Annotated in this window: 14 protein-coding genes and 1 pseudogene; 2 read left to right on the forward strand and 13 right to left on the reverse strand. The window is 70.3% G+C overall.

What is annotated here, in order from left to right; all coding sequences use genetic code 11:
* Nucleotides 1–151: 151 nt before the first annotated feature.
* Nucleotides 152–1,234: pseudogene (locus BFF76_RS33925) on the reverse strand (hypothetical protein); the annotation flags it as partial.
* A gap of 286 nt (nucleotides 1,235–1,520) precedes the next feature.
* Entirely contained in the window at nucleotides 1,521–2,180 is a 660-nt protein-coding gene (locus BFF76_RS19415) for a DUF4232 domain-containing protein (RefSeq protein WP_053929750.1), read from the reverse strand.
* Nucleotides 2,181–2,320: 140 nt separating this feature from the next.
* Here BFF76_RS19415 and dapA point away from each other — a divergent pair, with 140 nt between their 5' ends.
* The gene (dapA, locus tag BFF76_RS19420; protein WP_065848713.1) at nucleotides 2,321–3,208 is read left to right on the forward strand and encodes a 4-hydroxy-tetrahydrodipicolinate synthase; all 888 of its coding nucleotides are present in this window, start codon (nucleotides 2,321–2,323) and stop codon (nucleotides 3,206–3,208) included.
* Here the strand turns inward: dapA and dapD are convergent.
* The 3 genes from dapD to BFF76_RS19435 are packed head-to-tail and all read right to left on the reverse strand — an operon-like array spanning nucleotide 3,205 to nucleotide 5,178.
* Nucleotides 3,205–4,203 carry a 2,3,4,5-tetrahydropyridine-2,6-dicarboxylate N-succinyltransferase gene (dapD, locus tag BFF76_RS19425; RefSeq protein ID WP_031094542.1) on the reverse strand — a complete coding sequence of 333 codons (999 nt, stop codon included), beginning with the start codon at nucleotides 4,201–4,203 and terminating at the stop codon, nucleotides 3,205–3,207. The genes dapA and dapD overlap by 4 nt on opposite strands.
* A gap of 43 nt (nucleotides 4,204–4,246) precedes the next feature.
* Nucleotides 4,247–4,858, reverse strand: coding sequence for a TetR/AcrR family transcriptional regulator (locus BFF76_RS19430; protein WP_078850623.1), 612 nt, complete (start codon nucleotides 4,856–4,858; stop codon nucleotides 4,247–4,249).
* Nucleotides 4,858–5,178: a DMT family transporter gene (locus BFF76_RS19435; RefSeq protein ID WP_031094537.1), complete on the reverse strand. Its 321-nt coding sequence runs from the start codon at nucleotides 5,176–5,178 to the stop codon at nucleotides 4,858–4,860. Before BFF76_RS19435 ends, BFF76_RS19430 begins: the two co-directional genes overlap by 1 nt.
* A 153-nt stretch (nucleotides 5,179–5,331) precedes the next feature.
* Between BFF76_RS19435 and BFF76_RS19440 the strand changes: the two genes are divergently transcribed.
* Nucleotides 5,332–6,498, forward strand: coding sequence for a DUF7847 domain-containing protein (locus BFF76_RS19440; protein WP_199831524.1), 1,167 nt, complete (start codon nucleotides 5,332–5,334; stop codon nucleotides 6,496–6,498).
* A 121-nt stretch (nucleotides 6,499–6,619) separates the two neighbouring features.
* Here the strand turns inward: BFF76_RS19440 and BFF76_RS19445 are convergent, their stop codons facing one another.
* From BFF76_RS19445 to BFF76_RS19480, 8 genes are read right to left on the reverse strand one after another with little or no spacing between them, the layout of a single operon-like run.
* On the reverse strand, nucleotides 6,620–6,958 hold the full coding sequence (locus tag BFF76_RS19445) for a metal-sulfur cluster assembly factor (protein WP_031094534.1): 339 nt from the start codon (nucleotides 6,956–6,958) through the stop codon (nucleotides 6,620–6,622).
* Nucleotides 6,955–7,410 carry a Fe-S cluster assembly sulfur transfer protein SufU gene (sufU, locus tag BFF76_RS19450; RefSeq protein ID WP_042836603.1) on the reverse strand — a complete coding sequence of 152 codons (456 nt, stop codon included), beginning with the start codon at nucleotides 7,408–7,410 and terminating at the stop codon, nucleotides 6,955–6,957. The genes BFF76_RS19445 and sufU overlap by 4 nt, the downstream gene beginning before the upstream one ends.
* Nucleotides 7,411–7,426: 16 nt before the next feature.
* Nucleotides 7,427–8,695, reverse strand: a complete 1,269-nt coding sequence (locus BFF76_RS19455; RefSeq protein ID WP_031094531.1) for a cysteine desulfurase — start codon at nucleotides 8,693–8,695, stop codon at nucleotides 7,427–7,429.
* On the reverse strand, nucleotides 8,692–9,456 hold the full coding sequence (gene sufC, locus BFF76_RS19460; RefSeq protein ID WP_031094529.1) for a Fe-S cluster assembly ATPase SufC: 765 nt from the start codon (nucleotides 9,454–9,456) through the stop codon (nucleotides 8,692–8,694). The genes BFF76_RS19455 and sufC overlap by 4 nt, the downstream gene beginning before the upstream one ends.
* A 7-nt stretch (nucleotides 9,457–9,463) precedes the next feature.
* Entirely contained in the window at nucleotides 9,464–9,781 is a 318-nt protein-coding gene (locus BFF76_RS19465; protein ID WP_018555702.1) for a bifunctional 3-phenylpropionate/cinnamic acid dioxygenase ferredoxin subunit, read from the reverse strand.
* Nucleotide 9,782: 1 nt separating this feature from the next.
* Nucleotides 9,783–10,964 (reverse strand): Fe-S cluster assembly protein SufD, encoded by a 1,182-nt coding sequence (gene sufD / locus BFF76_RS19470; RefSeq protein WP_031094527.1) that lies wholly within the window; start codon nucleotides 10,962–10,964, stop codon nucleotides 9,783–9,785.
* Between the two features lie 60 nt (nucleotides 10,965–11,024).
* Nucleotides 11,025–12,446, reverse strand: a complete 1,422-nt coding sequence (gene sufB / locus BFF76_RS19475) for a Fe-S cluster assembly protein SufB (RefSeq protein WP_031094525.1) — start codon at nucleotides 12,444–12,446, stop codon at nucleotides 11,025–11,027.
* Nucleotides 12,443–13,192, reverse strand: coding sequence for a helix-turn-helix transcriptional regulator (locus BFF76_RS19480; protein ID WP_031094524.1), 750 nt, complete (start codon nucleotides 13,190–13,192; stop codon nucleotides 12,443–12,445). Before BFF76_RS19480 ends, sufB begins: the two co-directional genes overlap by 4 nt.
* Nucleotides 13,193–13,349: the final 157 nt, after the last annotated feature.

Below are 13,349 nucleotides of genomic sequence, written 5' to 3' on the forward strand. Positions count from 1 at the left end.
CGACCAGCTCCTGGAGCTCATCCAGGTCGCCGTCCGCGTCCAGCTGCGCCGCGATGGTGTCCACGGCGAGCCAGAAGATCATCGACTCCGGGGGCGCCGGCACGTCGGCCGCGCCGCGCTCCGCGAGCCAGACCCGCGCCAGTCCGCCGNNCCTGCGCAGCGGTGCGCGCGGGTCGGCGCCGCGGGCCGCGCCCAGGAGTTCGGCTGCGGCGGACTCCGCCCCTTCCGTCCCGTGCCGCGCGAGCCAGAGACCGACCTCGGTGCGCGCGGCCTCCTCCGGGTAGTACGCGATCCCGTCGAGGAGGATGTCGGCCCCCTTGTCGACGAGGTCACCGACGGCCGGGGCGTCCACGCCGGCCTCCAGCATCCGCTCGCGGATGCCGTAGAGACCGAGCGGGGTCAGCCTCACCATGCCGTAGCGGGTGACGTCCTCGTCGTCGGCGGGCGGTGTCGCCTCCTCGCCCTCCTCGGTCAGCAGCGCCTCGTCCACCGGTGTGTAGGCGACGATCCCGATGGGTTCGAGGACCCGGAACTGGTCGTCCAGCCGCATCATGGCTTCGGAGACCTGCTCCAGGACGTCGTCCGTGGGCTCAGCCATGTCCTCGGGCACCACCATGGACGCGGCGAGGGCGGGCAGCGGCACGGGGCCGTCGGCGGGACCGGCCTCCGAAAGGGTCAGCAGATAGAGATTGGTGAGCACCCCGTCGAGGAATTCGGCCTCCTCCTCCGGGTCCCAGTCGAGGGCGTCGAAGTCGACGCTGCCGTCCTCGCCGATGAGGTCGGCGAAGTCGTCGAAGGCGGGGGCGGTGGCGTCCGCGTGCACCGCCTCCAGGCCGTCGAGCCAGATCGAGAGGACGTCCCCCGGCGATCCGGAGGTCAGCAGGGCAAGGTTCTCGCCGACCGTGACGGTGCCCTCCGCCTCGCCGCCCGCCCCGTCCCCCGCGCTCTCGTCGTCCGGGTCCTCGAAGTCGACGAGCCCCGTGTCGACGGCCAGGCGCCATGCCTCGCTGGCGTACGCCGCACCGTCCTCGTCGTCACCGAGCCCGAGGTGCTCGGCGGCGGCGGGCAACTGCGCGTCGACGAGTTCGCCACCGGCACCCACCCGGGTCCCGGGGCCCGCCCAGCGGGCGAGGCGGACTGCGCGGGCGAGCAGCGGAGCGGCCAGCGCGTCCCGTGCCAGCTCGGCCTCGGTGTGCAGCCGCACCGGCGGCAGGGAGGGGCGCTCTGCGGACATCAGGGGGTCTCCTCGGGGCATGCGCGGGCTGTGTGCAGGGGGCCGGCCCTGTGCGTACGGGTCCTTGGCCGCGGCCCCAGCGTAGACGCATTTCGTACCGTCCCGCCCGGTTCTGCCACCACCCCGCCGGGGACCGGCGTCCTGTCGGCCCGCCTTGGCGATGGCAGCGTCGCAACGGGCGCGGCACGGCGGGGAGTTGCACGGTGCGCACCGCCGCGGCGCGCCCCCTCGGGACGGTACGCGGATCACGGTCCCACGCGTCAGGGGCGCCCTGCGCGGAGGCCGGTCATCCGGTCCCCGCCGCCCGCCAGGCGGTCGTGTTCAGCTCGTCCATCAGGCGTATGTCGTGGCCCTCCAGCGGAAAGACCCGGGCCCCCGTGTCCGGGGCGGCGGCGATCTCCAGGGCGTCGCCCTCGATGAGGTCACCGCCCTCCTTGGTGGAGACCCAGGCCAGCGTCGACGTCACCTTGCCCCCGGGCTTCAGCATGACCTCGCGCGGCCCCTCGTCCTTGCCGAACATCGAGCCTCCCGCGTTCACGGGGACGGGGATGCGCTCGCCGTCGTCACCCAGCGCGCGGACGGACGGGTAGCCGTGGACGCGGTAGGGCTCCTTCCCGCAGTTGGTCAGCGTGAGTGTGACGGCGCGGTGGAACATCGCCGTCTGGACGGGCCCCATCTCCACGGCCACGCCGGAGGCGGGGCAGTCGCCGGCCGGTGCGGCGGGGCCCGGCGCACCCTGGGCGGGGGCGTCCGTCGTGGCCCCCGCGTCCGGGGCGAGCGCGGAGTCCGGTCCGGCCGCGGAGTCCGCCGGCCGCGTCGTGACGGCCGGGCTCGACGCCGGGGCCGGCTCCCCCTCACCTGCGGGGACGAGGAATCCGGCACAGCCGGAGAGCGTCAGTACGGCGGCCGTGAGCACCGCCGCCGAGATCGTCTTCCTTACGCGCATGCCGTGCATCCCACCCCTGGAACGATCCGCCGCCAGTCTGTTCGATCATGCCAGACCACTCCCACCGTTCAGCGTCTCTTCCCCTTCACCCCAAGCAGATCTAAGTGGACCCGTAGGGACCGGGCGCCGAGACTGCGGAGATGACATCCCACTCGGCCAGACCCTTCGGCCGCACCCTCTGTGCCATGATCACGCCGTTCACCTCCGCGGGTGAACTGGACCTGGACGCCGCCCGCCGGCACGCCGCCCGTCTCGTCGCGGACGGCTGCGACGGTCTCGTGCTCAGCGGCACCACCGGCGAGTCACCGACCACGACGGACGAGGAGAAGACCGCCCTGCTGCGGGCCGTCCGGGAGGCCGTCGGCGGGACGGTCCCGCTGGTCGCGGGCGTCGGCAGTTCCGACACCCGGCACACGGTCCGGCTCGCGCAGGAGGCCGAGGCGGCGGGCGCGGACGGGCTGCTCGTGGTGACCCCGTACTACAGCCGTCCGCCGCAGGCCGCCGTGGAGGCGCACTTCCTCCGGGTCGCGGAGGCCACCGGCATCGGGCTGATGCTGTACGACATCCCGGGCCGCACCGGCACGAGGATCGAACCGGCGACGCTGCTGCGCCTGGCGGAGCACCCGCGCGTCCTGGCGGTCAAGGACTGCTCGTACGACCTGCTCGCGGCCACCGGGGTGATGGCGCGGACCTCACTGGCGTACTACTCGGGCTGCGAGGAGCTGAACCTCCCGCTGTACGCCCTGGGCGCGGCCGGCTACGTCAGCACGGTCGCCAACGTGGCCCCGCGTCAGATGCGGTCCGTACTGGACGCGTTCGACGCCGGCGACACCGCGGAGGCCGCCCGCCTCAACGGGCTCACCGCCCCCCTCATCGAGGCGATGATGGCCGCGGGCCTGCCCGGCACGGTCACGGCGAAGGCGCTCCTGGACGCGGGCCGGGTCCGGGAACCGCTGCAGCCCGCCGACCGCGAGGCGGTCGACGGGCTGCGCGGGGTGTACGGGGAACTCCTGGCCGCTACCGGCTAGTTGTGGCTGTGCAGCACGTCGTTGAGCCCGTCCCACACCGCGTTGTTCGGGCGGGCCTCGACGGCTCCGGTGACCGAGTTGCGGCGGAAGAGGATGTTCGAGGCGCCGGACAGCTCACGTGCCTTGACGACCTGCCCGTCCGGCATCGTCACCCGGGTGCCGGCCGTGACGTACAGCCCGGCCTCGACGACGCACTCGTCGCCGAGCGCGATCCCGATGCCGGCCTCGGCGCCGATCAGGCAGCGCTGTCCGATGACGATGCGCTCCTTGCCGCCGCCCGACAGCATGCCCATGGTGGACGCGCCGCCGCCGATGTCGGACCCGTCGCCGACCACGACGCCCGCGGAGATGCGGCCCTCGACCATGGAGGTGCCGAGGGTGCCCGCGTTGAAGTTGACGAAGCCCTCGTGCATCACGGTCGTGCCCGAGGCCAGGTGCGCCCCGAGCCTGACCCGGTCGGCGTCGGCGATGCGCACACCCTTGGGCGCGACGTAGTCCGTCATCCGGGGGAACTTGTCCACCGAGGTGACCTGGAGGTGGAGGCCCTCGGCGCGCGCGTTGAGCCGGACCTTCTCCAGGTCGTCGACGGCCACCGGGCCGAGCGAGGTCCAGGCGACGTTCGCGAGGAAACCGAAGATGCCGTCGAGGTTCTGCCCGTGGGGCTGGACGAGCCGGTGCGAGAGCAGGTGGAGACGCAGGTAGGTGTCGTGCGCGTCGAGGGGCTTGTCGTCGAGCGAGGAGATGACCGTGGCCACGGCGACGACCTCCACCCCGCGTCGGGCGTCCACACCGATGGCCCTGGCCGCACCCTCGCCGAGGCGGTTCACCGCCTCGTCCGCGCCGAGGCGCTGCGTCCCCGCCGGTCCGGGGTCGGCGACGAGCTCGGGGGCGGGGAACCAGGTGTCGAGGACGGTGCCGTCACCGGCGATGGTGGCGAGGCCGGCGGCGACGGCGCCGGTGGTGCGGGCGGAGCCCTGGGAAGTCGTGTCGGTCATGAACAGAACCTAACCGCCCGAGCCCCGCGCGGGCGAACCGGTCTCAGCTGCCGGAGGTCTGTCCGGCGTCCGGCGCCCCGGGGTTCGCCGCACCGCCGGACCGGCGCCGGCGGTCCGCCCCGTCCACGACCCTGGCCAGCATCTCCCGGGTGTACTCCGGGTCGAAGTCGCCCCCGGTGAGCAGCACCTGGAGGCTGATCCCGTCCAGCAGGGCCGTGAGCGCCCGTGCGGTGGCCGGGTCGGTGCGATCGGCGATCAGCACGGCCAGGGCGTCGGCCCACTCGGCGGCCACCGGCTGCAGGGCGGGCCGGCGCAGGGCAGCGAGGTACAGCTCGTACTCCAGCGCGAGCGGGCCTCGCCCCGCCGCGAACCACTCCCCCAGCAGCCGGGTGAGCTCGTCGGCGAGCGGGACCGCGGGATCGGAGAAGTACGGACTCTCCCGCACCGTCCTCGCGAAGCTCTCGTTGCACCGGCGCAGGGCTGCGACCAGCAGTTCGTCGAGGGAGGCGAAGTGATACGTCGTGGAGCCGAGCGGTACATCGGCCTCGGCGGCCACGGTGCGGTGGCTGAGACCCCCGATGCCCCGGTCCGCGACGACACGGATCGCCGCGTCGATGATGCGCTCGCGCCGCTCGGGGTCGTACCGCCGGACCATCAGTGCGCTCCTCCGAGATTGAGGACGACGACCCCCGCGATGACCAGGGCGATGCCGGCCAGCTTGGCGAGCCCCGCCGGTTCCCCCATCCAGAGGATGCCGATGGCGGCGACCGCCGCGGTGCCCGCACCCGCCCAGATGGCATAGGCGGTGCCGACCGAGAGCGTCTTGAGGGTCTGGGCGAGCAGCGCGAAGGCCAGCACATAGCCCACGACCGTGACGACCGAGGGCCACAGCCGGGTGAATCCCTCGCTGTACTTCATGGCCGTCGTGCCGGCCACCTCCGCCGCGATGGCCGCGGCCAGCAGTGCGTATCCCATGCGTACGAGCGTACACAGCGTTGCGTACAGCTGTACACACCGCGTGTGCGCACCCTCGGCGCCCGGGCGGGATTCCGGGACACCCCGGGACGCTACGGTGTCCGCACCGGTAGGACCGGCAGACGAACAGACCGTACGAACAACGGAGCAGTGGTGGCGCACGACGCAGGGTGGGGCGGTGGCGCCTACGGGGGCGCACCGTACGGCGGAGGCCCGTACGGCGGAGGTCCGTACGGCGGGCCGCCGGGTTGGGGCGGCTGGGTGCCGCCACCGAAGCCGGGGGTGATACCCCTCGCCCCCCTGGGGCTGGGGGACGTGCTGGGCGGGGCGTTCTCGACGATGGGCAGGTACTGGAAGCAGCTGTTCGGCATGGCCGCCGCGCTCTACGGCGGCGCCGCGCTCCTGATGGCGGCGGCGGTGGCCATCGCCTACTCCGCCGTCTCCGACCGCCTGGAACGGGTCGTCTCCCTCGACTACGGCGAGGAGGCCTCGTCCGCGGACCTCGTTCCGCTCGTGACCGCGGGCGGTGTCCTGGTACTGCTGGGCATCGTCACCATGGCGATCGTCTCCGGCCTGGTGTACGCCGCGGTCCCCACTGTGCTGCAGGAGGCGGTCCTGGGCAGGCCCATCACCTTCGCGGCGGTGTGGCGCAAGGCATGGGCCCGCGTGTTCCCCGTGATCGGTGCCCTGATCCTCACCGCCCTGGTCGCGATCGTGCCCGTGCTGCTCCTGACGACGGCCCTCATCACGGCGATGGTCAGCGCCATCACCATGGCCAGCGGTGGCGGCTCCGCCATCGCCATCAGCGTCGGCGTCATCGGCGCGCTGATCACGGGACCGCTCGCCGTCTGGCTCTGGACAAAGGTCTGCCTGGCACCGGCTGTCGTGGTCTTCGAGGGCCAGGGGCCCGTCGCCGCCCTGCGCCGCTCGGCCCAGCTGGTGCGCGGCGACTGGTGGCGGATCTTCGGCATCACCCTGCTGGCCGGCCTGATGGCCGCGGTGGCCGGCTACGTCGTCCAGATCCCGTTCTCGGTCCTCGGCGTGTTCCCCGCCATGATCGGTTCCGCGTCACTGGAGGACGACCCGAGCCCCACGGCGGTCGTGGTCGCGATGAGCGGCTATCTGATCGCGACCGTGCTGGGCGGGCTGGTGAGCCAGATCATCTCGGCGACGTTCCCGCAGCTGGTGACCGGCCTGCTCTACGTCGACCGGCGGATCCGGACCGAGGACCTGGTCCCGGTACTGGCCGAGGCCGCCGGCGTCCCCGCCCAGGGCCCCCACCCGCCACCGCCGTACGGGGGCGTCGCCCCGCAGTGGTGACCGGCGACGGCCCGCCCGGTGACGCCGGGCGGGCCGTCACACGCGTGGCTGCCCGCCGGGCGGGCGGCAAACGCGTGACGGCTCCCGGCACAGTGCCGGGAGCCGTCAGCGAAGGCGTGGATCAGACGTTGAAGCCGAGCGCGCGAAGCTGCTCACGGCCGTCGTCGGTGATCTTGTCCGGGCCCCACGGCGGCATCCAGACCCAGTTGATCCGCAGCTCGTTGACGATGCCGTCCGTCGCGGACTTCGCCTGGTCCTCGATGACATCGGTCAGCGGACAGGCCGCGGACGTCAGGGTCATGTCGAGGGTGGCGATGTTGGCGTCGTCCACGTGGATGCCGTAGATCAGGCCGAGGTTGACGACGTCGATGCCCAGCTCGGGGTCGACCACGTCGTACAGCGCCTCGCGAACCTCCTCCTCGGAGGCCGGCTTGATGGTAAGAGTCTCGTTCTCGCTCATGCCGTCTTCCCTTCGGACAGCGCCTGCGCCGTCGCGTCCTTCCACGCCATCCAGCTCAGCAGCGCGCACTTGACCCGGGCCGGGTACTTGGAGACACCGGCGAACGCGACCGCGTCCTCCAGCACCTCCTCCATCGTGTCGTCCGGCTCCAGCTGACCCTTGGACTGCATCAGTTCCAGGAAGGTCTCCTGGATCTTCTGCGCCTCGCCGAGCTGCTTGCCGACCAGCAGCTCGTTGAGCACGGAGGCGCTGGCCTGGCTGATGGAGCAGCCCTGGCCCTCGTAACTGACGTCGGCGATGGTCTCGCCGTCGTACTTCACGCGGAGCGTGATCTCGTCGCCGCACGTCGGGTTGACGTGGTGCACCTCGGCGTCGCCGTCCCGCAGGCCACGCCCGTGGGGGTGCTTGTAGTGGTCCAGGATCACTTCCTGGTACATGGAGTCAAGCTTCACCAGTCAACCCTCGCCCTTAACCGAAAAAGTTCCGCACATGCTCCAGGCCGTCCACCAGGGCGTCGACCTCGGCGGGCGTGGAGTACAGATAGAACGACGCTCGCGTCGTCGCAGGAATTCCGTACCGCAGGCACACCGGCCGTGCGCAGTGGTGTCCGACCCGGACCGCGATGCCCAGCTCGTCGAGTACCTGACCCACGTCGTGGGGGTGGATGTCGCCGAGCGTGAACGAGATCGTCGCGCCCCGGTCCTCGGCCGTGGACGGGCCGATGATCCGGAGGTCCGGGACCTCCAGGAGCCTGCGCACCGCGTACTCGGTGATCGCCTGCTCGTGGCGGTGGATGTTCTCCATGCCGATGGCCGAGAGGTAGTCCACGGCCGCGCCGAGGCCGACGGCCTGCGCGATCGGGGGCGTACCGGCCTCGAACTTGTGCGGCGCGGGGGCGTACGTCGACGAGTGCATCGACACGGTCTCGATCATCTCGCCGCCGCCGAGGAACGGAGGCAGGTCCTCCAGGAGCTCCTGCCGTCCCCAGAGCACGCCGATGCCGGTCGGGCCGACCATCTTGTGGCCGGTGAAGGCCACGAAGTCGGCCTGCAGCGCCTGCACGTCGAGCACCATGTGCGGGGCCGCCTGCGAGGCGTCGATGCAGACCAGCGCGCCGACCTGCTGGGCACGGCGGATGATCTTCTCGACCGGGTTGACCGTGCCCATGATGTTGGAGACCAGCGTGAAGGAGACGATCTTCGTCTTCTCCGTGATGATCTCGTCGATGTTGGACAGGTCCAGCCGGCCGTCGTCGGTGATGCCGAACCACTTCAGCTTCGCGCCCGTGCGCTGCGAGAGCAGCTGCCACGGCACGATGTTGGAGTGGTGCTCCATCTCCGTGGTGACGATCTCGGTGTCGCTGTCCACCCGGTAGGGCTCATCCGCCCAGCCCAGCATGTTGGCGACGAGGTTGAGCGACTCCGAGGCGTTCTTGGTGAAGATCACCTCGTTGCGGCTGGGTGCGTTGATGAAGGCCGCGACCTTGTCGCGAGCGCCTTCGTACAGCGCGGTGGCCTCCTCCGCGATCGTGTACACACCGCGGTGGACGTTGGCGTTGTGCCGCTCGTAGTACTCGCTGAGAGCGTCGAGCACCTGCCGCGGCTTCTGCGAGGTCGCCGCACTGTCCAGGTACACGATCTTCTTGCCGTCGTGGACCGTGCGGTCCAGGATCGGGAAGTCCTTGCGGATCGCCTCGGTGTCGAGGAGGCCGGAGAGCCCCTGTCGGGCGTCAGTCACGCGGAAGCGCCACCCTTCGTGTAGGCCTCGTAGCCCTCGTTCTCCAGCTGGTCGGCCAGCTCGGCACCGCCGGAGGCGGCGATCCGGCCGTTGGCGAAGACGTGCACGTAGTCGGGCTTGATGTACTTGAGGATGCGTGTGTAGTGCGTGATCAGCAGGGTGCCGACCTCGCCGGTCTCGCGCACCCGGTTGACGCCCTCGGAGACCGTCTTCAGCGCGTCGACGTCCAGGCCGGAGTCGGTCTCGTCGAGGATCGCGACCTTCGGCTTGAGGAGCTCCAGCTGGAGGATCTCGTGGCGCTTCTTCTCGCCGCCGGAGAAGCCCTCGTTGACGTTGCGCTCGGCGAAGGCGGGGTCCATCTGGAGCCCGGCCATCGTCTCCTTGACCTCCTTCACCCACGTCCGCAGCTTGGGGGCCTCGCCGCGGACGGCGGTGGCGGAGGTGCGCAGGAAGTTGGAGACCGAGACACCGGGGATCTCGACCGGGTACTGCATGGCGAGGAACAGGCCGGCGCGGGCCCGCTCGTCGACGGACATCTCCAGGACGTCCTCGCCGTCCAGGGTCACCGTGCCACTCGTGATCGTGTACTTGGGGTGACCCGCGAGCGAGTAGGCGAGGGTGGACTTGCCGGACCCGTTCGGGCCCATGATGGCGTGCGTCTCGCCCTGCTTCACGGTCAGGTCGACGCCCTTGAGGATCTCCTTCGTGGCGTTGTCGGCCTCGACGGAAACGTGCAGGTCGCGGATTTCAAGCGTTGCCATGGGTGACTCAGGACTCCTGGGTGACGGAGACGAGCACATCGTCCCCTTCGATCTTTACGGGGTATACGGGGACGGGGCGCGTCGCGGGAAGACCGGACGGCTTGCCGGTGCGGAGGTCGAAGCTCGATCCGTGCAGCCAGCACTCGATCGAGCAGTCCTCCACCTCGCCCTCCGACAGCGAGACGTTCGCGTGCGAGCAGATGTCGTTGATCGCGAACACCTCGCCCTCGGTGCGGACGACGGACACCGGCGTGCCGTCGAGCTCCACCCTCTTGGGGGTGTCGTCCTCCAGCTCGCTCAGCGCACAGGCTTTGACGAAGGCCATCTCAGACCGACGCCTTCAGCTCGGCCTCGATCTTGTCGAGGAGCCGGGCCTCGACGTCCGGCAGGCCGATCTGCTGGACCAGCTCGGCGAAGAAGCCGCGCACGACGAGCCGGCGGGCCTCCTCGGCGGGGATACCGCGGGACTGGAGGTAGAAGAGCTGCTCGTCGTCGAAGCGGCCCGTCGCCGAGGCGTGGCCGGCTCCGACGATCTCGCCGGTCTCGATCTCCAGGTTCGGTACGGAGTCGACACGGGCACCGTCGGTGAGGACCAGGTTGCGGTTCATCTCGTAGGTGTCGGTGCCTTCGGCGGCGGCCTGGATGAGCACGTCACCGATCCACACGGCGTGGGCGTCCTCGCCCTGGAGCGCACCCTTGTACACCGCGTTGGACTTGCAGTGCGGGGTGTTGTGGTCGACCAGGAGACGGTGCTCCTGGTGCTGGCCCTTGTCGGTGAAGTACAGGCCGAAGAGCTCGGCCTCGCCGCCGGGGGCGGCGTAGGCGACCCGCGGGTGGATGCGGACGAGGTCCCCGCCGAACGTCACGATGATCGACTTGAAGGAGGCGTCGCGGCCGACCAGCGCGTTGTGCTGGCCGACGTGGACCGCCGTGTCGTCCCAGTCCTGGACGGAGACGACGGTCAGCTTCGCGCCGTCGCCCAGGACGTAGTCGACGTTGGCGGCGAGCACGGCGTCACCGGTGTGGTCGATGACGACGACTGCCTCGGCGAAGGCTTCCAGCTGGATGACCTGGTGGCCGTAGGCCACGCCGCCCTCACCGTGCACGGTGATCCGGACCGGCTCGGTGAGCACGGCCTCCTTCGCGACCGTGACGACCGAGGCGTGCTGGAAGGACGAGTACGCCTGGGCGGCGACCCGGTCGACCGGCGTTCCGGCCTTGCCGAGCCGGTCGTCGTCGCGGCCCACGGTCTCGACCGTGACGCCGGAGGGCGCCTCGACGACGACCTTGACCCCGTCACCCGTGGCGACGGCGGTGCCGTCGTGCAGGCCGCGCAGCCGGTCCAGCGGCGTGAACCGCCACTCCTCCTCGCGGCCGTGCGGGACCGGGAAGTCCGCGACGTCGAAGGACGGGGGTGCGCTCATGCGCGTGGCGACGGTGGACTCGGCCGCCACCGCGATGGAACCGGCGGTCGTCGAACCGGCCGGGATGTTCTGAGCCTCAGCCATGGCTGTCGTAGTGCTCGCTTTCTCAGTCAAGAACTCTTCGGGACGCGGTCGGCGGGCGTACTAGCCGACCGAACCCTCCATCTGCAGCTCGATCAGCCGGTTGAGCTCCAGGGCGTACTCCATGGGCAGCTCCTTGGCGATCGGCTCGACGAAGCCGCGCACGATCATCGCCATGGCCTCGAACTCGGTCATGCCGCGGCTCATCAGGTAGAAGAGCTGGTCCTCGGAGACCTTGGAGACCGTCGCCTCGTGCCCCATCGACACGTCGTCCTCGCGGACGTCGACGTAGGGGTAGGTGTCGGAGCGGGAGATCGTGTCCACGAGCAGCGCGTCGCACAGCACGTTGGACTTGGCTCCCGGCGCGCCCTCGCCGATCTCGATGAGACCGCGGTAGGAGGTGCGGCCGCCGCCTCGCGCCACCGACTTGGAGACGATGTTGGAGGAGGTGTTCGGTGCCATGTGGACCATCTTGGCGCCGGCGTCCTGGTGCTGGCCCTCGCCCGCGAAGGCGATGGACAGGGTCTCGCCCTTGGCGTGCTCGCCCATCAGGTAGACGGCCGGGTACTTCATGGTGACCTTGGAGCCGATGTTGCCGTCGACCCACTCCATGGTCGCGCCCTCGTACGCCACGGCACGCTTGGTGACGAGGTTGTAGACGTTGTTCGACCAGTTCTGGATCGTCGTGTAGCGGCAGCGGCCGCCCTTCTTCACGATGATCTCGACGACCGCGGAGTGCAGCGAGTCCGAGGAGTAGATCGGCGCGGTGCAGCCCTCGACGTAGTGGACGTAGGCGTCCTCGTCGACGATGATCAGCGTCCGCTCGAACTGGCCCATGTTCTCCGTGTTGATACGGAAGTAGGCCTGGAGCGGGATCTCGACGTGCACGCCCTTCGGCACGTAGATGAACGAGCCGCCGGACCAGACCGCGGAGTTCAGCGAGGCGAACTTGTTGTCACCGACGGGGATGACGGTGCCGAAGTACTCCTTGAAGAGCTCCGGGTGCTCCTTCAGCGCGGTGTCGGTGTCCATGAAGATGACACCCTGCGCCTCCAGCTCCTCGTTGATCTGGTGGTAGACGACCTCGGACTCGTACTGCGCGGCGACACCGGCGACGAGGCGCTGCTTCTCCGCCTCGGGGATGCCGAGCTTGTCGTACGTGTTCTTGATGTCCTCGGGCAGGTCCTCCCAGGACTCCGCCTGCTTCTCGGTGGACCGCACGAAGTACTTGATGTTGTCGAAGTCGATGCCCGAGAGGTCCGAGCCCCAGTTCGGCATGGGCTTCTTGCCGAACAGCTTCAGGCCCTTGAGCCGGAGCTTCAGCATCCACTCCGGCTCGTTCTTCTTCTCCGAGATGTCGCGGACGACAGCTTCGGACAGGCCGCGCTTCGCCGCCGCGCCTGCCGCGTCGGAGTCGGCCCAGCCGAATTCGTACGTGCCCAGGCCATCGAGCTCAGGGTGGGCAGTCTCCGTAGGGAGCGTCATGCGGGGTTCCTCCCGGCCGTACTTGCAGATGCTGAATGAGTGGTCTGTGAAGCCTGTGGTGCTGTGGGGCTGCTGCGCGGAACGAACGTCGTGCACACACCGTCGCCGTGGGCGAGGGTGGCGAGACGCTGCACATGGGTCCCGAGCAGGCTGGAGAAGAATTCCGTCTCCGCCTCGCACAGCTGCGGGAACTGCTCGGCTACGTGCGCGACCGGGCAGTGGTGCTGGCAGAGCTGCTCGCCCTGCTGAGCGCCCGGAGCGCTACGCGCCGTAGCAGCGTACCCGTCGGCGGACAAGGCCTTGGCCAAGGCCTCCGTGCGCGCCTTGGGGTCCGCGGACTCGATCACGGCCCGGTACTTCTCCGACTGCGCGGCCATCCTGGCGCGGGCGAAGGCGACGAGCGCCTCGTCCCCCGCCGACTCGGCGATCCAGCGCAGTGCGTCGGCGGCGAGCTTGTCGTAGGACTGGTCGAAGGCGTCCCGGCCGCAGTCGGTGAGGGCGAAGACCTTGGCCGGACGGCCGCGGGTCCGCGCTCCGTACACCCGCTGTTCGCGGGCCTCGACCACGTCGTCGGACATGAGGGTGTCGAGGTGCCGGCGCACGGCGGCCTGTGTGAGACCGACGCGCTTCGCCAGATCGGCGACGGTGGAGGGGCCGTGGTCCAGGATGGAGCGCGCGATCCGGTTGCGCGTCGGGCGCTCACCGGTCGCGAGTTCCTCCGCAGGAGCCTCGCCAACGTATTTCACAACGCCATTGTTGCGTAATTCCTCCGGGCGTGACAACCCGCCCCGGGACCGGACCCGGTGCCCTTCATCACTTAGGTAAACCTAAATTGACCTGCGGAAACAGTCGATCACGGGAGGCCACCGCAGGTGGGCGCTCTCCGGGCCGGCCGGCGGCCGG

It is taken from the genome of Streptomyces mutomycini (assembly GCF_001700505.1).
GTDB classification, from domain to species: Bacteria; Actinomycetota; Actinomycetes; order Streptomycetales; family Streptomycetaceae; genus Streptomyces; species Streptomyces mutomycini.